The 25,912-nt window shown below is 31.5% G+C and carries 24 protein-coding genes; 10 read left to right on the forward strand and 14 right to left on the reverse strand.

Going from position 1 to position 25,912, the window contains the following annotated elements; genetic code table 11:
- Positions 1 to 35: 35 nt before the first annotated feature.
- The 4 genes from C7H52_RS12320 to C7H52_RS12335 are packed head-to-tail and all read right to left on the reverse strand — an operon-like array spanning position 36 to position 5,146.
- On the reverse strand, positions 36 to 1,865 hold the full coding sequence (locus tag C7H52_RS12320; RefSeq protein ID WP_106464204.1) for an ABC transporter ATP-binding protein: 1,830 nt from the start codon (positions 1,863 to 1,865) through the stop codon (positions 36 to 38).
- On the reverse strand, positions 1,866 to 3,584 hold the full coding sequence (locus C7H52_RS12325; protein ID WP_106464205.1) for a phospho-sugar mutase: 1,719 nt from the start codon (positions 3,582 to 3,584) through the stop codon (positions 1,866 to 1,868).
- A gap of 47 nt (positions 3,585 to 3,631) precedes the next feature.
- A complete protein-coding gene (locus C7H52_RS12330; protein ID WP_106464206.1) occupies positions 3,632 to 4,579 on the reverse strand; it encodes a glycosyltransferase family 2 protein in 948 nt (315 codons plus the stop codon).
- A 33-nt stretch (positions 4,580 to 4,612) separates the two neighbouring features.
- Complete coding sequence (locus tag C7H52_RS12335) at positions 4,613 to 5,146, reverse strand: DUF4199 domain-containing protein (protein WP_106464207.1); 534 nt, start codon at positions 5,144 to 5,146, stop codon at positions 4,613 to 4,615.
- Between the two features lie 156 nt (positions 5,147 to 5,302).
- Between C7H52_RS12335 and C7H52_RS12340 the strand changes: the two genes are divergently transcribed.
- From C7H52_RS12340 to C7H52_RS12350, 3 genes are all read left to right on the forward strand, one after another.
- Positions 5,303 to 5,554, forward strand: a complete 252-nt coding sequence (locus tag C7H52_RS12340; protein ID WP_106464208.1) for a type B 50S ribosomal protein L31 — start codon at positions 5,303 to 5,305, stop codon at positions 5,552 to 5,554.
- A gap of 103 nt (positions 5,555 to 5,657) precedes the next feature.
- The gene (locus C7H52_RS12345; RefSeq protein WP_106464209.1) at positions 5,658 to 6,833 is read left to right on the forward strand and encodes a GlmU family protein; all 1,176 of its coding nucleotides are present in this window, start codon (positions 5,658 to 5,660) and stop codon (positions 6,831 to 6,833) included.
- 2 nt (positions 6,834 to 6,835) lie between these two features.
- Complete coding sequence (locus tag C7H52_RS12350) at positions 6,836 to 7,162, forward strand: hypothetical protein (RefSeq protein WP_106464210.1); 327 nt, start codon at positions 6,836 to 6,838, stop codon at positions 7,160 to 7,162.
- A 1-nt stretch (position 7,163) separates the two neighbouring features.
- Here C7H52_RS12350 and C7H52_RS12355 read toward each other — a convergent pair whose 3' ends face one another.
- Genes C7H52_RS12355 through C7H52_RS12370 form a run of 4 tightly spaced genes read right to left on the reverse strand, consistent with a single transcriptional unit; the run spans position 7,164 to position 12,033 of the window.
- Complete coding sequence (locus C7H52_RS12355) at positions 7,164 to 8,774, reverse strand: ABC transporter substrate-binding protein (protein ID WP_106464211.1); 1,611 nt, start codon at positions 8,772 to 8,774, stop codon at positions 7,164 to 7,166.
- A 2-nt stretch (positions 8,775 to 8,776) separates the two neighbouring features.
- Complete coding sequence (locus C7H52_RS12360) at positions 8,777 to 10,534, reverse strand: hypothetical protein (RefSeq protein ID WP_106464212.1); 1,758 nt, start codon at positions 10,532 to 10,534, stop codon at positions 8,777 to 8,779.
- A gap of 11 nt (positions 10,535 to 10,545) precedes the next feature.
- A complete protein-coding gene (locus C7H52_RS12365) occupies positions 10,546 to 11,694 on the reverse strand; it encodes an ABC transporter ATP-binding protein (protein WP_106464213.1) in 1,149 nt (382 codons plus the stop codon).
- A 39-nt stretch (positions 11,695 to 11,733) separates the two neighbouring features.
- Positions 11,734 to 12,033: a GNAT family protein gene (locus C7H52_RS12370; RefSeq protein ID WP_106464214.1), complete on the reverse strand. Its 300-nt coding sequence runs from the start codon at positions 12,031 to 12,033 to the stop codon at positions 11,734 to 11,736.
- A 122-nt stretch (positions 12,034 to 12,155) separates the two neighbouring features.
- Here C7H52_RS12370 and C7H52_RS12375 point away from each other — a divergent pair, with 122 nt between their 5' ends.
- Genes C7H52_RS12375 through C7H52_RS12390 form a run of 4 tightly spaced genes read left to right on the forward strand, consistent with a single transcriptional unit; the run spans position 12,156 to position 15,676 of the window.
- Positions 12,156 to 12,821, forward strand: coding sequence for an alpha/beta hydrolase (locus tag C7H52_RS12375; RefSeq protein ID WP_106464215.1), 666 nt, complete (start codon positions 12,156 to 12,158; stop codon positions 12,819 to 12,821).
- Positions 12,822 to 12,873: 52 nt separating this feature from the next.
- A complete protein-coding gene (locus C7H52_RS12380; protein WP_106464216.1) occupies positions 12,874 to 13,794 on the forward strand; it encodes a lytic transglycosylase domain-containing protein in 921 nt (306 codons plus the stop codon).
- Positions 13,794 to 15,251 (forward strand): cardiolipin synthase, encoded by a 1,458-nt coding sequence (gene cls / locus C7H52_RS12385; RefSeq protein WP_106464217.1) that lies wholly within the window; start codon positions 13,794 to 13,796, stop codon positions 15,249 to 15,251. The genes C7H52_RS12380 and cls overlap by 1 nt, the downstream gene beginning before the upstream one ends.
- Positions 15,252 to 15,301: 50 nt before the next feature.
- Positions 15,302 to 15,676 carry a TSUP family transporter gene (locus C7H52_RS12390; RefSeq protein ID WP_106464218.1) on the forward strand — a complete coding sequence of 125 codons (375 nt, stop codon included), beginning with the start codon at positions 15,302 to 15,304 and terminating at the stop codon, positions 15,674 to 15,676.
- Positions 15,677 to 15,678: 2 nt separating this feature from the next.
- Here the strand turns inward: C7H52_RS12390 and C7H52_RS12395 are convergent, their stop codons facing one another.
- Both C7H52_RS12395 and C7H52_RS12400 read right to left on the reverse strand, forming a co-directional pair.
- A complete protein-coding gene (locus C7H52_RS12395; protein ID WP_106464219.1) occupies positions 15,679 to 16,371 on the reverse strand; it encodes a TlpA family protein disulfide reductase in 693 nt (230 codons plus the stop codon).
- 200 nt (positions 16,372 to 16,571) lie between these two features.
- Complete coding sequence (locus C7H52_RS12400; protein ID WP_106464220.1) at positions 16,572 to 17,153, reverse strand: tetratricopeptide repeat protein; 582 nt, start codon at positions 17,151 to 17,153, stop codon at positions 16,572 to 16,574.
- 205 nt (positions 17,154 to 17,358) lie between these two features.
- Here C7H52_RS12400 and rpmH point away from each other — a divergent pair, with 205 nt between their 5' ends.
- From rpmH to C7H52_RS12415, 3 genes are all read left to right on the forward strand, one after another.
- A complete protein-coding gene (rpmH, locus tag C7H52_RS12405; protein WP_038527912.1) occupies positions 17,359 to 17,520 on the forward strand; it encodes a 50S ribosomal protein L34 in 162 nt (53 codons plus the stop codon).
- A 98-nt stretch (positions 17,521 to 17,618) separates the two neighbouring features.
- Positions 17,619 to 20,474: a carbamoyl-phosphate synthase large subunit gene (carB, locus tag C7H52_RS12410; protein WP_106464221.1), complete on the forward strand. Its 2,856-nt coding sequence runs from the start codon at positions 17,619 to 17,621 to the stop codon at positions 20,472 to 20,474.
- A gap of 207 nt (positions 20,475 to 20,681) precedes the next feature.
- Positions 20,682 to 22,874: a T9SS type A sorting domain-containing protein gene (locus C7H52_RS12415; RefSeq protein ID WP_106464222.1), complete on the forward strand. Its 2,193-nt coding sequence runs from the start codon at positions 20,682 to 20,684 to the stop codon at positions 22,872 to 22,874.
- A 1-nt stretch (position 22,875) separates the two neighbouring features.
- On the opposite strand, the gene C7H52_RS12420 is transcribed toward C7H52_RS12415, so the two are convergent.
- The 4 genes from C7H52_RS12420 to C7H52_RS12435 all read right to left on the reverse strand — a co-directional run bounded on the left by C7H52_RS12420 (position 22,876) and on the right by C7H52_RS12435 (position 25,855).
- Positions 22,876 to 23,427: an acyl-CoA thioesterase gene (locus tag C7H52_RS12420; protein WP_106464223.1), complete on the reverse strand. Its 552-nt coding sequence runs from the start codon at positions 23,425 to 23,427 to the stop codon at positions 22,876 to 22,878.
- A 1-nt stretch (position 23,428) separates the two neighbouring features.
- Entirely contained in the window at positions 23,429 to 23,599 is a 171-nt protein-coding gene (locus tag C7H52_RS13490) for a hypothetical protein (RefSeq protein WP_181256243.1), read from the reverse strand.
- An 84-nt stretch (positions 23,600 to 23,683) separates the two neighbouring features.
- Positions 23,684 to 25,075, reverse strand: coding sequence for a DNA recombination protein RmuC (gene rmuC, locus C7H52_RS12430; protein ID WP_106464225.1), 1,392 nt, complete (start codon positions 25,073 to 25,075; stop codon positions 23,684 to 23,686).
- Between the two features lie 45 nt (positions 25,076 to 25,120).
- On the reverse strand, positions 25,121 to 25,855 hold the full coding sequence (locus C7H52_RS12435) for a head GIN domain-containing protein (RefSeq protein WP_106464226.1): 735 nt from the start codon (positions 25,853 to 25,855) through the stop codon (positions 25,121 to 25,123).
- Positions 25,856 to 25,912: the final 57 nt, after the last annotated feature.

Below are 25,912 nucleotides of genomic sequence, written 5' to 3' on the forward strand. Positions count from 1 at the left end.
AAGAGCTAATGAAAAGGTTTAATATTGATGAGAATTTATTCAAAACTTTGCATATCTACAAGTTTCTTATAGATACCATTTTTAGCTAAAAGTTCTAAATGAGAACCTTTTTCAGCAATTTCTCCCTTATGCATTACAATTATTGTATCTGCATTTTGGATAGTAGATAAGCGGTGTGCAATTACTACGGAAGTTCTATTTTTCATCATGTTTTCTAAGGCTTCCTGTACCAAACGTTCACTTTCGGTATCCAGTGCAGAAGTTGCTTCGTCAAGAACCATAATTGGAGGGTTTTTTAATACAGCTCGAGCTATACTTAATCGTTGTTTTTGACCGCCACTTAGGCTGCCTCCAGCATCTCCTATATTAGTGTCTATACCTTGAGGTAGGTCTTTAACAAATTCCCATGCATTTGCAATTTTAAGAGCATCAATAACATCTTCATCCGTTGCATCTTCTTTTCCAAGAATTAAATTATTTTTAATAGAATCATTAAATAAAATAGAATCTTGAGTCACTAAACCAATTTGTTTACGTAATGATTTTATACTTACATTTTTAATATTATGACCATCAAACTTAATTTCACCTTCATTCACATCATAAAATCTAGTCAGTAAATTTGCGATGGTGCTTTTTCCACTTCCAGATTGTCCAACTAACGCTACTGTTTTTCCTTTGGGAATGGTTACAGAAAAATCTTTTAAGACATAGTCATCGTTATATTTGAAGTTTATATGTTCTATAGAGATTTCTTGTTGGAGCCCGGCTAATTCTGTTGGGTTTTCAATATCTGGGATCGTATTGACTTCATCTAAAATTTCAAAAACACGGTCTGCAGCAGCTAAACCATTTTTAACACGATAAGAAGCTTTAGAAATGGCTTTTGCCGGAGTTAATATGTTATATGCTAACCCCATAAAAGCTAAAAATACTGTGCCTTCTAATGTTTTATCTACTAATACTAAGTTACCTCCATACCAAAGTAAAATAGCTATAGTAATTATACCCATAAACTCACTTAGCGGGCCAGCTAAATTATTTTTCTTACCAATTTTATTAGAAAGTTTTAGCAGACTGTTTGCTGAGACATTAAATTTATTTCTAAAATGATTTTCAGAATTATAACTCTTAATAACTTTTAATCCAGTTAAACCCTCTTCTACAATAGATATTAATCGGCCACTCTCTGCTTGTGCTTTTAAAGATTTATTTTTTAAACTTTTTCCTATCAAGGAAATTATAAAGCCAGCGATAGGTATAAAAATAAATACGAAAAGTGTAAGTTCCCAGCTAAAAGCAAACATCATTATTATTGAAAACAATATAGTAAGAGGTTCTTTAACCGCAAGCTCTAGTACAACAAAAAAAGAATTTTGCACTTCAGAAACATCGCCTAAAACTCTAGCCATGACATCTCCTTTTTGTCTTTTAGAATAAAATTTAAGAGGTAAAGAAATAATTTTTTCAAACATATCCTTTCTTAAATCTGTTAAGACACCATTTTTTAGATGCATCATATGGTGAAGTGCAAGATATCCGAATAAATTTTTAAATAGGAACGTTATAATTACAATAGATACGACTAGTAATAGTGCTAATTGTTGATCTCCAGAATTTATAAATGTCGTGATTTTATAATTTAATAATTGTTCTAAATAATTTTTGGTATCACCTAACCCAGTCCAAACAGGTTCTGCTTTTACAACTTCAGATTTATCAAAAAGTACATTCATCATAGGAATTAATGCTACAAATGATAGTGTACTAAAGAAAGCATAAAGAACATTAAAGCCTATGTTACCTAAAACATATTTTTTGTATTTTTTTATATAAGGTAATAACTGATTAAATATACGTTTCATTTAATTAATTTTCATGTCTTTAATAATCTGGTCTATTTTAAGTTCCAGTTCTTTTTCGACCGAAATAAAATTTTCAACCGAATTTAAATCTGTATTTACACTTATATAAAACTTAATCTTAGGCTCTGTACCGCTTGGTCTTAAGGCTATTTTACTGCCATTTTCGGTATAGTAAATTAAAACATTAGATTTTGGAATGTCTATGGTTGAAGTGGTCTGATCCTGCAGGTTTTTTGAAAGAGATAACTGATAATCTTCTATTAAAACCACTTTTTCCCCAGCAACTTCCTTTAAAGGGGTTTCTCTGGCATCGACCATCATTTGTTTAATCTCATTAGCACCATCAATCCCTTTTTTAGTTAGGGAAATTAAACGTTCTTTATATAAGCCATGCTCTACATATAAGTTTAATAAATGTTTGTAAAGATAACTTCCATTGGCTTTAGCATGAGCAGCTATTTCGCAAGCTAATAGTGTAGAGGTGTTAGCATCTTTATCTCTAACAAAATCGCCAACCATAAAGCCAAAACTTTCTTCGCCTCCACCAACAAAATGCTGGTCTGGAAAATCTTTAATCATTTTAGCAATCCACTTAAAACCAGTAAGACCAATTTTATAGTCTACATTATAAGCATCTGCAAGTTCCTGCATCATTGGTGTAGATACAATTGTACTGGCTATAAAAGGATTTTTGGTGTCTTTTTTTGAATGTTGTAATAAAAAATCTGTCATTAAAACCATCGTCTGGTTTCCGTTTAACAAGATTAATTTATCTTCATTGTTTCTAACAGCTATACCTAAGCGGTCACTATCAGGATCTGTACCAATAACAATATCGGCATTTATAGTATCGGCTAACTCCAAAGCCATTTTTAAAGCTTCAGGTTCTTCCGGATTTGGAGATTTTACTGTAGGAAAATTTCCGTCTGGTTCACTTTGTTCTTTAACTAAATGAACATCTGTATAACCTGCACGCTTAAGCGTTTCTGGTACTGTTGTTATAGACGTTCCATGTAGCGCTGTAAAAACAATTTTTAAATTTTTTCTGGCTTCGTTTGTTACAAAACTTCCGTTTTTAACCGATGCGTCTATAAAAACATCATCTACTTCTTTTCCTATAGTTTTTATTAAAGCGGTATTAGCTTCAAATTTAATATCACTATAATCTAAACTATTAATTTCTGTAATTATCTCTTTATCTTGTGGTGGGACTAATTGTCCGCCATCTTGCCAATATACCTTATAACCGTTATATTCTGGTGGATTGTGAGACGCAGTAAGTACAATACCGCAATGACAATTAAGGTATTTTAAAGCAAAAGATAACTCTGGAGTAGGACGTAAATCTTCAAATAAAAACACTTCAATATTATTGGCAGAAAACACATTAGCTACAACCTGTGCCAAGCTTTTACTGTTGTGTCTGCAGTCGTAAGCAATGACTACTTTTATTTTTTCTTTAGGGAAAGATTGGTGTAAATAGTTACTAAGACCTTGTGTGTTTTTTCCTAAAGTATATTTATTAATCCTGTTGGTTCCAGGTCCCATAACACCTCTCATTCCTCCAGTACCAAACTCTAAATCTTTATAAAAACTATCGTTTAAAGTATTGGTGTCGTTTTGCTGAAGTGATTTTATACTATTTTGAGTGTCTTGGTCAAAAGTTGGAGTTAACCAATTAGCGATACGTTGCGATAAGTCAAGATTTGTTTGAGACATAAATAAGAATATTGAATTACAAAAATAGTTATTTTGAAACGAATGGATTAGAAATTAAGCTCTTCGTTTATTAAATAGCGTTTACTATCTTTTTTTGTTCTTAGAATTATTTCACCTAAAAAACCAGCAACAAAAAATTGTGTACCTAAAATCATAGTGGTTAATGCAATAAAAAACTGTGGTCTTTGGGTTATAAGTCTGCCATAAGGATTGAAAAACAGTTTATCTATGCCTAAATAAATAGCAAAGCAAAACCCTATAAAAAACATGACAATACCTAGACCGCCAAATAAATACATAGGACGTTTACCAAAGCGAGATAAAAACCAAATGGTAATAAGATCTAAAAAACCATTTATAAAACGGTCCATACCAAACTTAGTTTCACCGTATTTTCTTGCTTGATGTGCTACTACTTTTTCGCCAATTTTTACAAACCCAGCATTTTTTGCCAAAACTGGTATGTAGCGGTGCATTTCACCATTAACATCAATATGTTTTATAACGGTATTTTTATAAGCTTTTAACCCACAATTAAAGTCGTTTAATTTAACTCCAGATGTTTTTCTTGCAGCCCAGTTAAATAATTTTGAAGGAAGATTTTTAGTAAACTTATTATCGAAGCGTTTCTTTTTCCATCCAGAAATTAAATCGTAATCCTCCTGTTTAATTAGATTGTAAAGTTCTGGTATTTCTTCTGGGCTGTCTTGCAAGTCGGCATCCATTGTAATGACAACATCGCCTTTTGCAACTTTAAATCCGGCGTGTAAGGCTTGAGATTTACCAAAGTTTTTAAAAAACTGTATACCTTTTACAGAACTGTTTTGTTCAGCAAGCTGACTTATAATGTTCCAGGATTGGTCTGTACTACCATCGTCAATAAAGATAATTTCATATAAAAAACGATTGGATTGCATAACTGTTACAATCCAATCGTGAAGCTCTATAAGCGATTCTTCTTCGTTAAGTAGTGGTATAACTACAGATATATTCATTTCCTACATTTAATATATAGGTCAAAGATAAAACTATATTTGATTTTCTTTTGGTTTTTTCATAATCAATGCAATGATAAGACCTATAATAGATTGAATCACTAAAAAGATTGCGGTAGATTGTAATTGAGGTCCAACAGAATATTGATTTTTTTGTTCTTCCATAGCATCAACTGTTTGAGAAATAGATTCAGCAGGAGCTCCAAACCCTTTCATCATTTTTACAGTAGCCTCAATAGTCATTTCTTTTAATTGTAATGCGGCCTCTTGATCTAATACATTAAAAATTAGTATACTGGTGGCTGTACTAATAATAATACCAATAGCAATAGTAATAAAATAGGCAGAAAAGGCATCTTTAAACTCTATAAATCCTTCATTTAACTGTTTTGCTTTTGTTACGGAAATAGTGCCGAAAACGATAATGACTATAAATAGAAAAACACCAAGCCACCACTTGGTTAGAAGTTCTAAATAGGCGGCATAACTTACTAACGTTATACCAGCTAAAATACTACCTAGAATAAGTCCTAGATTGATTGCTTTAGATTTAGTTGACTGTTCCATAAATTGTATTAGTTTTGGTTTGTTAATTTATAAGTATGCAAGATATTCAAATTGTTACAAAAAAAATTAAAAATTATTTTAATATAAATGTTGTGCAATTGTAAATAATTTGTAAATTTGCACCTCGATTTTACAATACATTTAAAGCTTAAAGCGATGAAAAAAAATATACATCCAGAAAATTATAGAGTAGTAGCATTTAAAGATATGTCTAATGATGATGTGTTTTTAACAAAGTCTACAGCAAACACAAGTGAAACTTTAGAGGTTGATGGTGTTGAGTATCCTTTAATCAAAATGGAAATCTCTAGAACTTCTCACCCGTTCTTTACAGGTAAGTCTAAATTAATAGATACTGCTGGGCGTATTGATAAGTTCAAAAATAAATATGCAAAGTTTAAAAAATAATTTTAGTTGTTAATATTTTTTATGAAGAGCCTTTTAGTTGTCTAAAAGGCTTTTTTTATGTTTTAAATTAACCTATTTTTACTTTTAAGTAAAACCAATACTTATGAATTTTATTCTTTTTGATGGTGATTCTAGAACCCATTTATTACCGTTTACTTATACCAGACCAGTTGCAGATATTAGAGTAGGTATTCTAACCATTCGTGAAAAGTGGGAATATTACTTGGGAACTACAACCACTACGGTTACAGAGGATTATTTATCTGAAAAATTCCCAATGGTAGAATTGGAGGAAAATATCATGATTAATGCCTCTTTCTTGCCTAATGAAGAATTAGTTGAAACTGTTATGAATTTGTCTGAAAATCAGGCGATATTTAAAGGTGAAGATGTTATTGCGTTCTACACAAAAGACAGTCAAGATGACGTTAATTTAGAAACTTATGAAAACATTGAGTTTGATTACGACGTTTTAACCGTAACCAGAACCTGGGATATCTTCTCTAAAAATGATGAAGCTATTAGAGCAGACTTTGAATTATTAACCAAAGACAGAACCTCTCAACCTATTCCAAAAAGTAACAATATTATTGGAGCAGAACATATTTTTATAGAAGAAGGCGCTAAAGTTGAATTTGCAACCTTAAATGCTAGTACTGGACCAATTTACATAGGAAAAGATGCTGAAATTATGGAAGGAAGCCTAGTACGTGGACCTTTAGCTCTGTGTGAGCATGCTACTTTAAAATTAGGAGCAAAAATATATGGCGCTACAACTATTGGTCCACACAGCAAAGTTGGAGGCGAAGTGAATAATTCTGTATTATTTGGCTATTCTAATAAAGGACATGATGGGTTCTTAGGAAACTCAGTGTTAGGAGAATGGTGTAATCTTGGAGCAGATACGAATAACTCTAATTTAAAAAATAATTATGTGGAAGTGAGGCTTTGGGATTATGCTGAAGGTCGCTTTGCGAAAACAGGCTTACAGTTTTGTGGTTTAATGATGGGAGACCATAGTAAATGTGGCATTAATACCATGTTTAATACAGGAACCGTGGTTGGTGTTAATGCTAATATATTTGGAAGTGGTTTTCCTAGAAATTTTGTGCCAAGTTATTCTTGGGGTGGCTCTAGCGGATTTACAACCTACTTACCAAGCAAAGCATTTGAGGTTGCTAAAGTGGTTATGGCACGGCGCGATATAGAATTTACACCATTAGATGAAGCAATATTAAATCAAGTTTTTGAAGATACTAAACCCTTTAGAAAAGATTAATTATGTTAGGACTATTATTACTTTATTTTATTGGTAAGTATTTTTATAAACTAGCCGAAACTTATAACGAGAAAAAATGGTTATTTGCAATTTTAGGAGTATTATCCTATTATTTGGGTACTGCAATTGGTGGAGTAATTATTGGCGTTTTAGATGTCTACTTAGAACTTGGTGTAAATTGGGATGGTTTTGGAACTAATTTTATATTTTTACCATTTGGATTGGCTTTTGCATACTTATTTTATTATTTATTAAAACGCAACTGGTCTAAAAAACAAAGTGAAGAACTTTTGTCTATTGAAGATATTGGTAAGCATCCAACCGAATAAGTTACTTTTTTTTAACTTGTTTTAATTCTAATAAGTTTACGGGGTTAATGCCCAATCCTATAACATTTTTTTGACTAAATCTAACCACTTCATCGTAAAATAAAGGCACTATAGGTGTGGTTTTCATGACTAAAGAATCCATTTGCTTATAAAGTAAAGCTCTCTTTTTAGGATTAGTTTCATTAAAAGCGGTTTCGTATAAGTCATCAAAACTACTGTTTTTATAATGTGTATAATTAGGTCCATTTGGTGCAAAATTTTTGCTATAATAAAGAGATAAATAATTTTCTGCATCGGGATAGTCGGCAACCCAACTGGCTCTAAAAAAATCTAATTTACCATTGGCTTTAGCGCTTTTTAAAGATGAAGCAGGCATGACATCTATCTTAACCTGTAATCCTATTTTTAATAATTCCCTTTGTATAAACTCACAGAAACTTAAATAGTTTCCAGTAGTACTTAATGTAATTGTTGGAGTCGAAATATTGGTTTTTACAATAAATTCTTGAACCAGTTGTTTTGCTAATTCCGGATTATAACTAAACCCATTGGCTTCACTAAACCCAGCCAATCCTTTAGGGATAAACCCACCATTTGCAGGTATGCCGATATCATTTCTAAGATAAGTCATCATCTTTTTACGATCAAAACCATGGTTTATAGCTTTTCGTATTAATTCTGATTGAATTTCTGGCACGGATGTATCCATATAAAAAGCCAAGTATTCAGTATTTAAATAAGGGCTCCTAATCATGCGAACTCTATCAGAATACGTTTCTCTTAATTTACCAGAAGCTGTTAAAATTTCATCTTTATAGGATGCATCTAAACCAGAGACAAAATCGATATTACCTTGCAAAAACTGAAGAAATTCACTTTGTTTATCTGGTAAAAATGTAATAGCAATTGCTTCTAAATAAGGTAATTGTTTTCCATTTAAATCTTTTTCAAAATAATGCGGATTTTTTCTGAAAACCAATTTGATGTTTTCTTCCCATTTTTTAAATTGAAACGGACCTGTGCCAATTGGATTTGAACGAAATGAAGTGCCATAATGAGAAATAAGTTCTTCCGGAACAACACTACAATATTTCATAGTTAATTTTCCTAAAAACGAAGGGTCCGGTTGTTTTAGTTTGATTGTAAGTTGCGTATTACTGTGTACCTCAATATCCCACAAATTATTGGTTAGCCAGCTTCCTGGAGATGCTATTTTGGGATCACATAATCTAAATAAACTGTATTCAAAATCTTTAGCAATTACTGTTCTTGTGGAATCTTTACCAAACCGTTCATGCTTATGAAACTCTACATCTGGTCTTATCGTAAATGTATAGTTTAAAGCATCTTCACTAATATTCCATTGTGTAGCAATAGATGGCTGTATGTTTAAACTATCGTCCATTTGGACTAAACCATTAAACAATTGGTTAGTAGCCCATATATCGGCTAAATCCTTTGCAAATGCAGGATCTAATGAACCAATATTTTTGTGTTCGTTATATCTAAAAACAGTGGTTTCATCTATTTCGGTCGATTTAGAAGTACAGCTCGAAAATAGATTTGTAACAAGAATAAAACTAAGTGCTAATACTAAAAATTTATAGATCATATTTAAGCTTCGGGTAAGGCTTTCCAACGTTTAATTATACTAATGTAAAAGTAGATAAAAATAAATCCAGATATTAAAAGAATATAGCTCCAATTGAAGCCTAATTGGTCTAGGATAGTATAATTATAGCAATTTTCTTCTATTTTAAAAAGAAAAGTTTCACAATAGCTGCGTTGGTGATAAGATATTATTCCAAGAATGAGAAATAGATAAAGAACAAAACCACTTATACTTATATTTAAAGCAACTCCTACAATCGCTTTTTTTAATTTTCTATAAAACAAGAGCGGTATACTAAGTATTATGGTGCCGATTGTAAAAATTAAGTAAATAGTAAAAACTTCAAAAAAATTATTATTAAACGCAAAAATATATTGTGTTAAAAGGATAATAAATGCAATACCAATAGCCAGAACACCTACAGTTATAACAGAAAACAATAAAAGTCTTAGGCCTGTAATTCTAAATATAAAAATAAGTGTTGCTAAAGTAAATGCAATCCATAAAAAAATATGTAGACTATTATTTAATGGGTTGTTATGTTTAACATCATTTATATTTTCAAAAGTATTTTTTAAATTTTCACTTTCTAAATAAAATCGACTTAATCGGGCTTTATAAAACTTTTCTGAGGCTAGAAGTTCTTCATTTGAGAAATTTTTATCATAAAGTGGTGGTGGGTTATTTCTTATAAAAGCGTGGACTTTAAAATTAATAGGATTATACAACATGTCTGCCCATGCTTTAGCAGTTAAATTATGTGGGATTTTGTATTTATTTGCAACTGCAATAAATGCATTAAAATGAGTAATAATTTCCTGTCGTGAGACTTCATTAAGAAAATCAATATTTAATTTATTTCTTTTTTTCTCTTTTGGTGTATAATTGTTATAAGCGTCGTAGTTATAATTGGTATAATAACTATTATGATTTAAATTTTTCTCGTCATGATAGTTTATGTAGAATGTTTCCGAGTAGTTTTTGTAACTGGGTTGAAGTGTTTTAATGTATTTTGAAGCATCTACAACAGAGTCTTTGTAATAATACCTTGTAGTTGAGTCATTTAATTTAATTTGACGCATATAACCATCTAAAGTTCTGTAGTTTTTATAAGATTTCCCTTTCTGTACATTTGGAACATCTATGGTTTTAACACTATAAAACTGAAACTCTTTTTCAAAAACTGAATAATAAGGTTTTGTTTTATCGATTAAGCCATAATTGGTTTCACAAAAGTGATTATAGAAAAAATCTGGATAGCGTGCTTTATCTATTAAGTAATCTTCAAGATGATGAGAAAAAAATAGAGCAGTATCATTAGACAATTTAACATCTTGAGATACAGAGTCGTCACTATATGTAATATGAATAAAACTTTTTACTCCAAAGGAATAGGAATAAAAGTAAGTGGTAGAAAAAAAAATAATTATAAAGAAATATAGAAACTGAGAAAATAAATCACGTCTTTTTATGGGATAAAAAGCTTTGAATGCATTGTTTCTAAATAAATGAATTAACCAAACCACCAACATTAGTATGGAGATAATTAGACTTAAAAGCATGCCTCCATTTCTAAAAAATAAAGCATCTACACTTCGCTCATGTAAACTAACTGGATCTGTAAGAGAAACAAAACCTAAGATAAAAAAAAGCACATGTATAATTAATGCAACACTCAACATCCAAACCAATTTTGTATTCCAAATGTTTGGGTAAGATTCTAATAGTTTCTTGTTAATTTTTGATATAAATGCTTTCATAACGTTTTATTTTAAACAAAAAAGCGTCTGGTTGAGATTGAAATATTTCTAATATAAGTAGTTTGTATTCCCGTTTCTCCTAGTTGTTTTAAAACTTCATTGAAGGTTGTTTCATATCTAAAATATGCAATGTAAATACCTCCATTAAATACTAGTTTTTTTAATTTTAAGTTTTTAAAAGCATTTAAAAGCTCGTCTCTACTAGCAGAACTATCTAATTCAATAATCAGCTCGTCTTCGACATTAGAAATTTTGCTTAGAGTATCTTTATATTGACCTTCCTTAAGAAAAATAACGTTGTCCGAAATTTTTTCAACTTCAAATAATTGTTGCGAACTTAATATTAAAGCAATTGGATGACTTAAAGAGTTACAAATAGATTTTAAATCTTCTAAAATAACCTGTTGTGCTAAAACATCTAAATTTGCTAACGGCTCGTCTAATAACAAGACTTCAGGTTGTCTTAAAAGTGTTCGTGCTAGTTCAAAACGCATTTTGTAACCAGAAGATAATTCGCTCCATTTAAGGTGTTTGTAATTCCATAATCCCATACGGGCAATCATCATTAAAACTCTTATTTCGTTTTCTTCTTTAGGAATTCCATAATGAGCAAGGACTAATTTCAAATTGTCTTTTAAACTTCCATACCATTTTTCTGTCCTTTGCGGGATATAAACGAGTTTAGATCTTAAATCGAAATCTGAAGTGTATGGTTTATTAAAAGTGTATTCTATAGAGCCTTTATCAAAATTGAGTTCTTTAGCAAGAATTCTTAAAAGTGTTGTTTTTCCATTACCGTTTTCTCCAACTAAACCATAAACCTGACCTTTTTTAATGCTAAAACTTACAGGACCCAAAGAAAACCCATTTTTCCCATAGCGTTTAGTAATATTTTGTGCTGTAATTACTGCGGAATAGTCCTCGTGAATAGTAATGTTTGAGGTCTCAACGAGTTTTAAAACATCAATACATTGAGTTACAAATGCTTCAATTTGGTTTGGATTATTTGCTTTCCATTGAGTTAAACCTATAATGTGCTGATATATGCTTAGATTTTGTGTGTCTATAGCGCAGTCCATTAATTTTCTATAGCCAAGCTCAACATCGTTATGTTTAAAACAGGCGTAAACCTCTTGAATACGTTGGTTTTTTAAGGACATGATGTATTGGAGTCTTAAAGGCTAAAAAAAGTGTTTGGGTTATATTCTCACTCCAATTGGGAGCATACTTTTATAGAGTCTATTTTTTCTAATAAACTTTACAATTTTAGCATGAGTAGGCATTACACTTAGGCTATCATTTTCTTTAATTTTATCTAAAACTGTTTTTATAAAATGATATTCAAAATCTTCATTTTCAATCCCTTCTGGAATATGTAATTTTGTTAAAAATATTTTGCGATCTTGGAGTGCATACTCTATCGTAGCTAGCTCATTTTGATACGTATATTCAAACTGTCTTAAAAACTCATTATCTACAAGTGCATCAGCATCTATCATAAAGTATCAATATTAAATTTAAATGAATGGTTAGGTATTAAATACAATGTATTTAATACATTTATATCGTAAAAATACGAAAAAAAAATAGCTATAGCTATTTTATAAGAGTCTAATCTATTATGAATCAAGCGCTCATACATGTGTATTTAATGCCTGGCATGGCTGCAAGTCCACTAATATTTGAATACATAAAGCTACCCGAAGATCAATTTAAAATACATTATCTCGAATGGGTCTTGCCAAATCCAAAAGAAAAGTTACAAGACTATGCGTATAGAATGAGTAAAAAAGTTATGCATGATCAAGCTGTACTCATTGGTGTTTCGTTTGGTGGTGTTTTGGTACAAGAAATGAGTAAGTTTTTAAATCTTAAAAAATTAATAATTGTTTCAAGTGTCAAATCTAATCTAGAACTTCCAAGAAGACTACATACCATACGCAAATTAAAAGCTTATTATGTATTGCCAACTGGCTTGGCAAAATACGTTAATATGTTCTCTCGGTTTGCTATTGGAAAAAATAAGGTTTCAAAGCGCTTAAAGTTGTATCAAAAGTATTTATCGGTAAATGATAAGGTCTATTTAGACTGGGCAATTAAAGAAATAGTTTGTTGGAAACAACAAGAAGCTATAAAGAACTGTATTCATATACATGGTGATAATGACTTTGTGTTTCCAATAAAAAATTTAGGACCTTGTATTACTGTTTCTGGAGGAACCCACATTATGATTATTAATAAATATAAATGGTTTAATGAAAACTTACCAGAATTAATATTAGGTTAAAACTTATGGTGATTACATTTTAATCTACTAATTTTAAAGAAAAATTATGGTCATGAAATTTTTAAAAGTAAGCTTAATGGTCGTTGGAGGCATTTGTATTGGCTTACTATCGGTAAACGCTTTGCAGGATCCACCAACTGAAGCTAATTTTGAGAAAAAGAGAGCTAATGGCTACAATGTATATGCTTTACAGGTACCGGAAAACTTAGATTTTGCAGAGGAACCCGTACCTTTAAAAAATCCAGATATTTACGAGCGTATGGATCGTGAATTATTGGTAAATACGTATTGGCAGTCTAATGCATTTTTATTAATAAAACGAGCACATAAATACTTTCCTATAATTGAACCTATTTTAAAAAAGAATGGCATTCCGGACGATTTTAAATATTTAGCAGTTATAGAATCTGGTTTACAAAATGTGGTCTCGCCTGCAGGAGCTTCAGGATTTTGGCAAATTATGAAAGCAACAGGTCAAGAAAATGGACTAGAAATTAATAGTAATGTAGATGAGCGTTATCATTTAGAAAAAGCCACACAATTGGCTTGCGATTACTTAAAAAACGCTAAAGATAATTTAGGAACCTGGACGGCAGCAGCAGCTGCTTATAATGCAGGAAATACTGGAATTTCTAGACGATTAAGAGATCAAGATGTAACCAGTTACTATGATTTACTTTTAGGTGAAGAAACCGGAAGGTATGTGTTTAGAATTGTCGCTTTAAAAGAAATTTTAAAAAATACTGAAACCTACGGCTTCAACTATAGAGAGAAAGATTTATATAATTATATCCCAACAAAAAAAATAATGGTTGATTATGAGATTGATGATCTTGCTGCTTTTGCAAAGTCTAATGGAATAAATTATAAAATTCTTAAAATTCATAATCCATGGTTAAGAGAAAATAAGTTAAATAATAAAAGTAGAAAGGTTTATTATATCGAAATTCCTGAAAAAGGGTACTATAATTAATGTTTAATTTTTTAGGACATAACTTCTGGACTATAGCCATAATTTTAAATTACATACTGGTTATTTCAGCATTGACTACGGTTATATTTAAGCGTATAAACCCTACAAAAACACTATCATACATAATTGTATTGTTAGTGTTTCCCTTTTTTGGGCTTATTATTTACTACCTGTTTGGTCAAGAATATAGAAAAGATAAACTCTTTAACAGAAAAAATGTTTTAAATAATTCTATCGTTAAACGTGTAAATGAAGAAATTACGTTGGACAAAAAAAAATTAGATGACTTAGAACATAACTATTTAGATGAAAAAATAAAATTAGTAAAACTTTTACAACGAAATGAAAAGTCGCCACTAACATTATGTAATAAATTAGAAATTTTAAAAAACGGTGAAGTAAAATTTAAACGACTTTTTGAAGATTTCAGGAATGCAAAAAAAAATATTCATGTTGAGTATTACATTTTAAAAGACGATAAGATTGGTACAGAATTTATAGATATTTTATGTGAAAAGGCTAAAGAAGGTCTTAGTGTAAAGCTTACTTTTGACGATGTTGGAAGTAAAATATCTAAAGCAGCAAGAAAAAAATTAAAAGCAGCAGGCGTAGAGTTTTATGAGTTTATGCCTGTAATATTTCCCAAATTTGCTGGGAAAATGAATTACAGGAATCACCGAAAAATAGCTGTTATAGATGGTGAAATAGCATATTTAGGTGGTATAAATGTTTCAGATACTTATGTCAATTATCCTCATAACAAAGCTTATTGGAGAGACACGCATTTAAGATTGGTGGGAGAATCTGTTTACACCATTCAATTACATTTTTTAACAACATGGAATTTTGTTTCTGGTAAAGATGTAAAAATTGAAAAAAATTATTTCCATCAATGCGATTTAGATGAAGGTGTTCCAGTACAAATTGCAGCTAGTGGCCCCGATACCGATTGGGCAAATATTATGGAAGCTATTTTTTATGCTATTACTACAGCGGAAGATTACATTTATATAACGACACCTTATTTTATTCCCAATGATCAAATTTTAACGGCATTACAAGTAGCTTCTAAAAGTGGTGTAGATGTAAGAATTTTAATTCCTAACGAATCGGATTCGTGGACAGCAAAACATGCTACAAATTCTTATCTTGAGCAATTATTTGAGGCAAATATTAAAATTTATCGTTATACTAAAGGGTTCATTCATGCAAAAACCATGGTTGTAGATGGATTATTTTCAACAATAGGAACCTCAAATATGGATTATAGAAGTTTTAATATTAATTTTGAAATCAACGCTTTAATTTATCATAAAGAAACCAGTCTGTTATTAAAACAAGATTTTATGAACGATTTGGAGTACGCAGATTTAATGAACCCTGAAGAATGGCAGAAGCGTTCCAAATGGTTAAAATCTCAGGAGGCTTATGCAAGACTCTGGGCACCATTACTATAATAATAATTAGCTCTAGTAAAAAAAATACTATTTACTAAAAAAATAACTCAATGAAAATGAATGTAATTTTAATTCTTATCATCATAGGACTTTTAGCAGGATTATTTAGCGGACTTTTTGGAGTAGGCGGCGGAGTTGTTATGGTGCCGTTAATGGTATTTGCTTTAGGATATACACAGCACCAGTCTCAAGGGATGAGTTTGGCTGTACTAGCTGTTCCAGTAACTTTTTTAGCAGCTTATACCTACCATAAAACAGGAGAGAATCCGATTAACTTTAAATATGCCCTTATTATTGCGGTCTGTTTTGTAGCCGGAGCTTATTTTGGAACAAAAATAGCGGTTTCAATTAATGAGAACGTCCTTAAAAAGTTATTTAGTTTATTGCTTTTATTTATAGCAATTAAAATGTTTTTTAGTAAATAAAGTTACTTATTCGCAATTATTAATTCATTTAAGCTAAGCTTATACGCATTAAAATCTTCTGGTTTAATTTGCTTTCGGCCACCTTTTTTCTTTTCAATAGGACTAAGTGGACTTAGCTTTATAATATTACGTACTGTTCTATCTTCGTTTATAAAAAAATACGTAGGAAACCCAAATGAGTGTTTTAGGTTTCTAAGTTCTTTAGAAAATATATTTAACTTTTCATTAATGTAAGTAATGTGTACTTTACTTGAGTAGTCTTTACTAGCTTTTCTAATTTCTTTTTTTGTACTCCAAAAAAGAACTACAAAGTCTATTTCCTTATGATAGGTTTCTACCAACTCATTTATAGCAGCAATTTCTTCATTAGACTTATAACACCATAAGGTATTTGTCATTAAAAACACTGGTTTTTTATAATAGCTGTTAAGACTAATAATTCTGCCATTTTTCTTTTTGACTTTAAAGTCATCAAACTTAGTGTTAACCAAACAGTGTTGTACTAAAGAATCGAAAAGGAAACGACCTCTTATAAAGTTTTTATCCAGATATGCCTTCTTACTTTCTTTTTTAAAATGCTTTAGGTGCTTATTTAAAGTTTGAGAGAAAATTACGGTGTCGCTCTGGTTTTGAGCTATTATAAACTCAAAACGAACTAATATTAGAAAACTTAATAGAACTATAAAGGTTTTCATTATTAAAATATAAAGCGTTAGTACTATTAAATATCTAAATTAAAAGTCAATAAAAATAAAATAGTCGTTAACAGCATATATAAAACCGATAAACGTCAATAAAAAGTAATTTTACATTATTAAAATGTTGTTTTTCAGCATTTTAAAATAAAAAAAGCAGCCGAAAAACGCTGCTTTGATATTTGGTATATTCTAAGAGTTTAGCGTCTAGAAGCTCTCCTTTGCGCTCTAGCCGATCCACCTTGACCAAAATGCTGTTTTGGGCCTTGAGAGCGCTTCATATTCTCTTTCATCATCTTTATCTGGTCTTTTAACATGCCTTGCTTATCTAAAGCTTCAGCATCCTTTAGTAATATTACCGCTTCTTGCTTTTTTCCTTTGGTAAAAGAAATCCCAGCCAGATTTAGTTTTGCCATAGCCATATCATGGCTCATATTCAAACCTAATCCTATTGCTTTTCTAAAGTGTTTTTCAGCCTCGTTCATATTAGATTGTGAGACCATAATACCATGAAGATAATAGTAATAGCCTTGTTGTTTTTTTACTAAAGCAGCTTCAGGATTTTTAATTTTATCTAGCCAGTTTTTAGCACCTTCAAAATCTTGTTTACGTAACTTTAAAAAAGACAGTAAAATAAATTCATTTTTAAAATATAAAAACACAAAAATTAGAGATAGTAAAATGTACATAATACCATTTCCAATATGCCCTAATGTAAATTGCCAAACGGCTACACCAATTATTAAAGCTGCTATTATAAGTTTAAAATTTTTATGAAACATATCTGTATTCTAATTGAGGTTTGAGTAAATTCGTTTTGTTTTGCAAAGAAACTAAATTTTATCCAAAATGCCGATTTAAAAATATACTCAAAAAAAAATAATATAACATTTGCTACATTAAAAAGACTTTGTATATTTGCACGCAGTTTTATAGAGGAATAAAACGAGAAATTAATCACTATTCAGATTTTAAAGATAATATATAATGAGTAAAAGAACATTTCAACCATCGAAAAGAAAAAGAAGAAACAAGCATGGTTTCAGAGAAAGAATGGCTTCTGCTAATGGTAGAAAAGTATTAGCGCGTCGTCGTGCTAAAGGAAGAAAGAAATTATCTGTGTCATCTGAATCTAGACACAAAAAATAATGATTAACAATTGTTAATATATATTAGGCGTTACTTAGGTGTAACGCCTTTTTTTATATCTACGAAATAAGTAATTTTATAAGCTCAAAATCAACATTATGCCAAAAAATCAAAACTTAAAATCAATTTTAATTATAGGATCTGGACCTATAGTAATTGGACAAGCCTGTGAGTTTGACTATTCTGGAACACAAGCATTACGCTCGTTACGTGAAGATGGAATAGAAACTATTTTGATTAACTCTAATCCAGCAACCATTATGACAGATCCAACCATGGCGGATCATGTGTACTTATTGCCTCTTAACACAAAATCTATTATTAAGATTTTAAAGGAGCACCCACAAATTGATGCTGTATTACCAACTATGGGAGGACAGACAGCTTTAAATTTATGTATTGAAGCAGATGAAAAAGGAATTTGGGAAGATTTTGGAGTAGAATTAATTGGTGTAGATATTGATGCTATTAATGTTACGGAAGATAGAGAGCAGTTTAGAGCTTTAATGGGCAAAATTGGAGTTGGCATGGCTCCTCAAGCTACAGCAACTTCATTTTTAAAAGGAAAAGAAATTGCTCAGGAGTTTGGTTTTCCACTTTGTATTCGTTCATCATTTACTTTAGGTGGAGCTGGAGCAGCGATTGTTCACGACGAAGCAGATTTTGATAGACTTTTAACTTATGGGTTAGAGATTTCTCCAATTCACGAAGTTATGATCGATAAAGCACTTTTAGGATGGAAAGAATATGAGTTAGAGCTGTTAAGAGATGCTAATGACAATGTGGTTATTATTTGTGCCATAGAAAATATGGATCCTATGGGAATTCACACTGGAGATTCTATAACAGTAGCTCCAGCTATGACTTTAAGCGACAAAACCTACCAAAAAATGCGTGATATGGCTATTCATATGATGCGTAGTATTGGAGATTTTGCAGGTGGCTGTAATGTACAGTTTGCCGTAAGTCCAGATGAGAATGAAGATATTATCGCTATTGAAATTAACCCTCGTGTTTCACGTTCTTCAGCGTTAGCCAGTAAGGCAACAGGTTATCCTATTGCAAAAGTTGCTGCTAAATTGGCTTTAGGTTACCATTTAGATGAATTAGAAAACCAGATTACAAAGTCTACATCGGCATTATTCGAGCCTACTTTAGATTATGTTATTGTAAAAATACCACGTTGGAATTTCGATAAATTTGAAGGATCGGACAGAACTTTAGGATTACAGATGAAATCTGTAGGTGAAGTTATGGGAATTGGTCGTTCATTTCAGGAAGCATTACATAAAGCAACGCAATCTTTAGAGATTAAGCGTAATGGTTTAGGAGCAGATGGAAAAGGTTATAAAAATTACGAACAGATTATAGAAAAGTTAACGCATGCAAGTTGGGATCGTGTATTTGTAATTTACGATGCCATAGCCATGGGAATTCCTTTAAAGCGTATTCATGAAATCACAAAAATTGATATGTGGTTTTTACGTCAATACGAAGAACTTTTCAACTTAGAAAAAGAAATTTCAACATTTACAATAGACACATTAGATCGTGAGTTATTACTAGAAGCTAAACAAAAAGGTTATGGAGACAGACAAATTGCCCATATGCTTAAATGTTTAGAAAGTGAAGTATATAAAAAGCGTGAAGAATTAAAAATTAATCGTGTTTACAAACTAGTAGATACTTGTGCTGCCGAGTTTAAAGCACAAACGCCATATTATTACTCTACGTTTGAAGCTGAAATAGAAACAGCAGACGGAAAGGTTTTTGTAGATAATGAAAGTATTGTTACCGATAAGAAAAAAGTAGTAGTATTAGGTTCTGGACCAAACCGAATAGGGCAAGGAATAGAATTTGATTATTCTTGTGTACATGGTGTTTTAGCAGCTAAGGAGTGTGGTTATGAAACCATTATGATTAACTGTAACCCAGAAACCGTTTCTACCGATTTTGATACGGCAGATAAATTATACTTTGAGCCTGTTTTTTGGGAGCATATCTACGATATTATAAGACATGAAAAGCCAGAAGGCGTTATTGTTCAGTTAGGTGGACAAACCGCTTTAAAACTTGCAGAAAAGTTATCTAAATACGGAATTAAAGTGTTAGGAACTAGTTTTGAAGCTTTAGATTTAGCAGAAGATCGTGGACGCTTCTCAGATTTATTAACAGATTTGAAAATTCCATTTCCAAAGTTCGGAATTGCAGAAAGTGCAGATGAAGCTTCAGCTTTAGCAGATCAATTAGACTTTCCACTTTTAGTAAGACCATCTTACGTATTAGGAGGACAAGGCATGAAAATTGTCATCAACAAAAAAGAACTTGAAGAACACGTTATTGATTTATTAAAATCAATTCCAGGAAATAAGTTATTATTAGATCATTATTTAGATGGCGCAATAGAAGCCGAAGCAGATGCGATTTGTGATACCGATGGAAATGTGTACATTATTGGTATTATGGAGCATATAGAGCCTTGTGGTATCCATTCAGGAGATTCTAACGCAACATTACCACCATTTAATTTAGGAGATTTGGTCATGGAGCAAATTAAAGACCATACACATAAGATTGCAAGAGCATTAAATACAGTTGGATTAATTAATATTCAATTTGCAGTAAAAGATGATAAAGTTTATATCATTGAAGCCAACCCGAGAGCTTCTCGTACGGTACCATTTATAGCAAAAGCTTATGGAGAGCCTTATGTAAATTATGCCACTAAAGTAATGTTAGGTCATAATAAAGTAACGGACTTTGACTTTAATCCTAAGTTAGAAGGTTATGCTATTAAACAGCCAGTATTTTCTTTTAATAAATTCCCAAATGTTAATAAGGCATTAGGTCCAGAAATGAAGAGTACAGGAGAAAGTATCTTATTCATAGATAGTTTAAAAGATGATGAGTTTTACGAATTGTATGCAAGACGTAAAATGTACTTAAGTAAATAACACAATTTGTAGGTTCTAATTCTAAAGAATTGAATCATACAATCGACTTTATTCGATAAAGTTAAATTTTTAAGGGTCAAACAGCACTTTAACCGTGCAGTTTGACCTTTTGTTTTTCAGCTTAAATCATTAAATTGCTACAATAAATTAAACAGCAACTATTAGGTCTACAGCATCTTAAGTTGATATATTACTTAAAATCACGCTATGCTAAAACACTACTTTTTTTTATTTTTTATAGGTTCTTTTTTTATTTGTGTAACAAAAGTGAGCGCACAACATAGTATTGCGCGCGATTGGAATGAGCAACTTTTAGGAGCAATTAGAGCCGATTTTGCAAGACCTACTGTACATGCTAGAAATTTATTTCATACTAGTGTTTTAATGTATGATAGCTGGGCAATTTTTGATGATAATGCAGAAACTGTTTTTTTAGGTAAAACTTTTGGAGGCTACACCTGTGCTTTTAATGGGATACAAAATCCAGATAATATCGAAGAAGCACGAGCAGAACTTATGAGTTATGCAGTATTTAGGTTGCTTAATCATCGTTTTGCAAATTCTCCAGGAAGTACAAACACTTTAAATGCATTTAATGTACAATTTACTCAAGATGGTTATGATCCCAGCTTTACTTCAACCGATTACTCCTCAAATTCATTTGCAGCGTTGGGTAATTACTTGGCAGAACAAATGATTAATTTTGGATTGCAGGACTATTCAAACGAAGCTAATAGTTATCAAAATCAATATTATACTCCAGAAAATGACCCATTAATTTTAGACATATATGAAGATCAAAATAATCTGGTTAATCCAAATGCATGGCAACCACTAGCTTTTGATGTTTTTGTAGACCAAAGTGGTAATCCATTTCCATTAAATACCCCTCAATTTTTAAGTCCGGAATGGGGACAAGTTACACCATACTGTTTAAAAGCTCAGGATATGGAAATCTTAAATGATGGTTTTGATTGTTACGTATATAAAAATCCGGGACCACCAGAATTTATTCAAAATTCCACTTCAAATGGAATAGAAGATCCCTATAAGTGGCATTTTGCATTAGTGGCGGCTTGGTCTTCGCATATGGATCCTAATGACCCAACTTTAATAGATATCTCTCCAGGAGCTTTAGGAAACTACGATTCACAAAATTTTCCTGAGACTTTTTTAGAGTATCAGAATTTCTATGATTTTTTTAATGGAGGCGATGCCAGTACAGGACATGCAACTAATCCAGTTACAGGACAACCTTACCAGACACAATTAGTTAAACGTGCAGATTATGCTCGGGTTTTAGCTGAATTTTGGGCAGATGGTCCAGACTCTGAAACTCCACCAGGACATTGGTTTACTTTATTGAATTATGTGAGCGACCACAATTTAACAGTGAAAAAAATTGAAGGACAAGGTGAGGTAGTTAACGATTTAGAATGGGATGTTAAGGCATATTTAACTTTAGGAGGAGCCATGCATGATGCGGCAATTGCTACTTGGGGTATAAAAGGTTATTACGATTATATCAGGCCAATCTCTGCAATACGTTATATGGCAGGAAAAGGACAAAGTACAGACCCTAATTTACCAAGTTTTGATCCGCATGGACTACCTTTAATACCAGGACATATTGAATTGATTTATGCAGGAGATCCTTTAGCAGGAACAAATAATGAACATGTGGGTAAGATTAAAATTTATGCTTGGAAAGGTCCGGATTTTATTCAAAATCCAGATACAGATGTGGCAGGTGTGGACTGGATATTAGGAACGCATTGGTGGTCTTACCAGCGTGGTACTTTTGTGACGCCACCATTTGCAGGATATTTATCAGGACATTCCACCTTTTCCAGAGCAGCAGCAGAGGTGTTAACTTTGTTTACAGGTGATGCTTTTTTTCCGGGAGGTATGGGAACTTTTGATGTCGTTCAAAATGACTTTTTAGTATTTGAAGAAGGTCCAAGCGAAAGTTTTACATTACAATGGGCAACTTACAGAGATGCATCGGACCAAACTAGTTTATCTAGAATTTGGGGAGGCATTCATCCGCCTATAGACGATATAAGAGGCCGACAAATTGGAGCTGAAATAGGAACAGAAGCTTTTGAGCTTTCTAAAACCTATTTCAATAAACCAGAAGAGACTGTTGAAGAGGACAATTTAAATACTTCAATCGTGGTGTATCCTGTACCATTTAATAATAGGTTGACCATAAAGTTAAAAGCTGATAATTCTTCAGAAATTTCCTTTTTTAATATAAGAGGTGAATTAGTGATGACCAAAACTGTTGTTTCTGGGGAACAGATAAACACACAACACATATCATCCGGAGTCTATTTTTTAAGGTTAACAGATGTAGTGACTCAGGAAAGTATTATAAAAAAAGTAGTGAAGTTATAAGTTAGTCAAGCTGTTCGGGTAATTCTATTTTAACTTTATGTTTAATAAGCTCTTCGTTGTATTTATGGTGTGAAAAATCGGCATGTTCAAACTCTTTAATACGGTGAAGTTTGGTTTTTTTTCGTTTGATGGCTTTTAGAAAGCGTTTGACTTCATTTTTATCGTTTAAAATTAATCCAGGAACTTCTACAGAATTTCCGTTATCGTCTTTTGCTACCATAGTAAAATAAGACGAGTTACAATGTTTAGTTCTTCCGGTCTGTATGTGTTCTGCTTCCACACGAATACCAATAACCATCGAGGTGTTTCCTACGTAGTTAACAGAAGCTTTCATAGTAACAAGTTCTCCAACTTCAATTGGGTTTAAGAAATCAACTGTATCTACACTAGCTGTTACACAATAAGCCTTAGAGTGCTTACTGGCACAAGCAAACGCAATTTGGTCCATTAAATTTAAAATGTAACCACCATGAATTTTTCCGCTAAAATTCGAGTGGGATGGCAACATTAATTCGGAAATGGTAATTCTAGAGTCGTCTACTTTTTTAAACATGTTATAGGTTTAAGTTTGTTATGGTATTTTCAATATCTTTTTTTACATGAAATCCTAAAATGATAAATATTATACCAAATACAAAGGATAGTGTTGAGATAAAGTAATCTAAACTTTGTTGATTAGATAATTTTTCAAACCCTAATCCAACAGATAGTCCAATTGAAAGCAAAATAGCTCCGATTATTAGTATATGAATATACCTAAACCGAAGCGTCCATTTAAAAACTATATTTTGATTTTTTTCTTTCAATTGTTATTCTTCCTCTTGATCTAAAGCTCTGTTTAATATTTTTTCGGGTAATGCTTTTTTGGCTTTAGCACCCATTTTCTTTAGTTTTTCGACGCTTATAATTAAATTTCCTCGACCTTCTACTAACTTATTCATAGCGGCAGAATAGTCTTTTTTAGCGTCATCTATTTTTTTACCAACACCAGTTAAATCTTTTACTAAGCCTTCAAATTTGTCATATAAAGCACCAGCTTGTCTTGCAATTTCTATAGCGTTTTGTTGTTGTTTTTCATTATTCCACATAGTGTCTATGGTTCGTAAGGTCGCCAATAGAGTAGAAGGTGTTACGATAACTATATTTTGCTCGAATGCTTTATTGTATAAAAAATTATCTTCATTTATAGCTATGGCAAATGCAGGTTCTATAGGAATAAATAGCAATACAAAATCTGGAGACTCAATATCATATAAATCCTGATAATTCTTAGCAGATAATTGGTCTACATGACGTTTTATGGAATTGATATGTGCTTTTAAAAATAAAGGTCTTTGGTCTTCATCTGCATTTACAAAACGTTCATAATCGACTAGAGATACTTTAGAGTCAATAATCATTTTACGGTTGTTAGGTAACTGCAATATTACATCTGGTAATACACGACTTCCGTCTTCTCGGGTAAAATTTTGTTGTAAAAAATATTCACGGTCTTTTTCCAAACCAGATTTTTCCAACACGCGCTCTAAAACCAATTCACCCCAATTACCTTGCATTTTACTATCGCCTTTTAAGGCTTTAGTTAAATTGGTGGCTTCTTTGGTCATTTGTAAATTCAAATCTTTAAGCCCTAATAATTGCTCTTTTAAAGCACTATGCATACTAATACTTTCTTTTTGAGAATCTTCAACTTTCTTTTCAAAGCCTTGTATTTTATCTTGTAGCGGACTTAAAATCTGCTTAATATTTTCTCTGTTTTGAATAGTAAACTTTTCCGATTTTTCATCTAAAATCTTTTGAGCTAATAATTCAAAATCTTTACGCAATTGGTCTTGGCGTTCTTCAAACTCTGCATCACGTTTTACGTTTTGCTGTTGCAGATTCTCTAATTCTGTAGCCTTACGGGTAAGTTCTGCGCTTAAAAAATCTTTTTCACGTCTAATGTCTTCTCTGTTTTCTTCAACTTTACCTAGTGTATCTTTTAACTGGTGTAGTTGTGTGTTAAACTGTACCTGTAGTTTTTCTGTTTCTGTAGAAAGTAAATTTTTTTGTTCTTCTAACTGGTTTTGAAGATTTGTATTCCGCTCTTCTAAAGTGCTTTTTTCGCTAGAACTTTTTAATGACGTTATTAGTTTACCTATATAGGCACCAATAAGTCCAGAAACTAATATGGCAATGCTAAGAATAATGTTATCGGACATAAAAACGGTTGTAGTCTTTTATTTTAAACTATTATTTTGATGAATTTATTTTTTTAATCTAATATCTCCAGAACCGGTTACTTTTTGGTCTACTTGTATAGGAGTTCCTTTATAATAGATATCTCCGGAACCGGTAACGCGAGCTTTTAAATGCTCTAGTACCATGACTTCAACATCTCCAGAACCAGTTACATTTGCATTAACATGTTTGGTGGTTAAAGCATAACCATGAAAATTTCCAGATCCGGTAACTGTAGTTTCTAAGCGCTCCGTTTGTCCTTTTAAAGTAAGGTCTCCAGAACCCGTTACGTTAGCAGTGATCTCTTCAGCATTTACTGCTAAAACAATATCTCCAGAACCAGATATTCTTGCTTTAAATGTTTCAGCATTAATTCTAGTATTAGAGGTAACATCTCCAGATCCCGACAAAGAGACTTTAGATAGATCTTTAAATGGTATAGTTATTTTAATCGTTTTATTAGTGCTCGTATTTAAACGGGTGTTGTTTTCTACTTTAATAGTTAATATTTTACCATCTGTTTCGGTTATAATGTAATCTAATAAATTACTCTCGCCTTCAATGGTAATATTACCTTCAGTTCCATCAACCAATTCAAAATCCATCCAACCTGATAAATTAAGAATGTCATAATCTGATGTTTCTCGGGTTATTTTAATTAACTCTCCATTTCCATTTATTTTCTGGCCAAATTCCGAAGCACAAGCATTAAGAAGAATAGCAAATAAAATAAAAATTAAAACTGATTTTAATGTTGACATATAGTGTGGTTTAAGATGTGTTTAAAATTACAAATTAAAATAAAAGCGAAACCAGTA

Source organism: Aurantibacter aestuarii (genome assembly GCF_003008425.1).
GTDB lineage: Bacteria > Bacteroidota > Bacteroidia > Flavobacteriales > Flavobacteriaceae > Aurantibacter > Aurantibacter aestuarii.

Bases quoted from the DNA above. Each gene is read 5' to 3' on its own strand.
- C7H52_RS12320 (WP_106464204.1), bottom strand. From the start codon at position 1,865: ATGAAACGTATATTTAATCAGTTATTACCTTATATAAAAAAATACAAA.
- C7H52_RS12325 (WP_106464205.1), bottom strand. From the start codon at position 3,584: ATGTCTCAAACAAATCTTGACTTATCGCAACGTATCGCTAATTGGTTA.
- C7H52_RS12330 (WP_106464206.1), bottom strand. From the start codon at position 4,579: ATGAATATATCTGTAGTTATACCACTACTTAACGAAGAAGAATCGCTT.
- C7H52_RS12335 (WP_106464207.1), bottom strand. From the start codon at position 5,146: ATGGAACAGTCAACTAAATCTAAAGCAATCAATCTAGGACTTATTCTA.
- C7H52_RS12340 (WP_106464208.1), top strand. From the start codon at position 5,303: ATGAAAAAAAATATACATCCAGAAAATTATAGAGTAGTAGCATTTAAA.
- C7H52_RS12345 (WP_106464209.1), top strand. From the start codon at position 5,658: ATGAATTTTATTCTTTTTGATGGTGATTCTAGAACCCATTTATTACCG.
- C7H52_RS12350 (WP_106464210.1), top strand. From the start codon at position 6,836: ATGTTAGGACTATTATTACTTTATTTTATTGGTAAGTATTTTTATAAA.
- C7H52_RS12355 (WP_106464211.1), bottom strand. From the start codon at position 8,774: ATGATCTATAAATTTTTAGTATTAGCACTTAGTTTTATTCTTGTTACA.
- C7H52_RS12360 (WP_106464212.1), bottom strand. From the start codon at position 10,534: ATGAAAGCATTTATATCAAAAATTAACAAGAAACTATTAGAATCTTAC.
- C7H52_RS12365 (WP_106464213.1), bottom strand. From the start codon at position 11,694: ATGTCCTTAAAAAACCAACGTATTCAAGAGGTTTACGCCTGTTTTAAA.
- C7H52_RS12370 (WP_106464214.1), bottom strand. From the start codon at position 12,033: ATGATAGATGCTGATGCACTTGTAGATAATGAGTTTTTAAGACAGTTT.
- C7H52_RS12375 (WP_106464215.1), top strand. From the start codon at position 12,156: ATGAATCAAGCGCTCATACATGTGTATTTAATGCCTGGCATGGCTGCA.
- C7H52_RS12380 (WP_106464216.1), top strand. From the start codon at position 12,874: ATGAAATTTTTAAAAGTAAGCTTAATGGTCGTTGGAGGCATTTGTATT.
- cls (WP_106464217.1), top strand. From the start codon at position 13,794: ATGTTTAATTTTTTAGGACATAACTTCTGGACTATAGCCATAATTTTA.
- C7H52_RS12390 (WP_106464218.1), top strand. From the start codon at position 15,302: ATGAAAATGAATGTAATTTTAATTCTTATCATCATAGGACTTTTAGCA.
- C7H52_RS12395 (WP_106464219.1), bottom strand. From the start codon at position 16,371: ATGAAAACCTTTATAGTTCTATTAAGTTTTCTAATATTAGTTCGTTTT.
- C7H52_RS12400 (WP_106464220.1), bottom strand. From the start codon at position 17,153: ATGTTTCATAAAAATTTTAAACTTATAATAGCAGCTTTAATAATTGGT.
- rpmH (WP_038527912.1), top strand. From the start codon at position 17,359: ATGAGTAAAAGAACATTTCAACCATCGAAAAGAAAAAGAAGAAACAAG.
- carB (WP_106464221.1), top strand. From the start codon at position 17,619: ATGCCAAAAAATCAAAACTTAAAATCAATTTTAATTATAGGATCTGGA.
- C7H52_RS12415 (WP_106464222.1), top strand. From the start codon at position 20,682: ATGCTAAAACACTACTTTTTTTTATTTTTTATAGGTTCTTTTTTTATT.
- C7H52_RS12420 (WP_106464223.1), bottom strand. From the start codon at position 23,427: ATGTTTAAAAAAGTAGACGACTCTAGAATTACCATTTCCGAATTAATG.
- rmuC (WP_106464225.1), bottom strand. From the start codon at position 25,075: ATGTCCGATAACATTATTCTTAGCATTGCCATATTAGTTTCTGGACTT.
- C7H52_RS12435 (WP_106464226.1), bottom strand. From the start codon at position 25,855: ATGTCAACATTAAAATCAGTTTTAATTTTTATTTTATTTGCTATTCTT.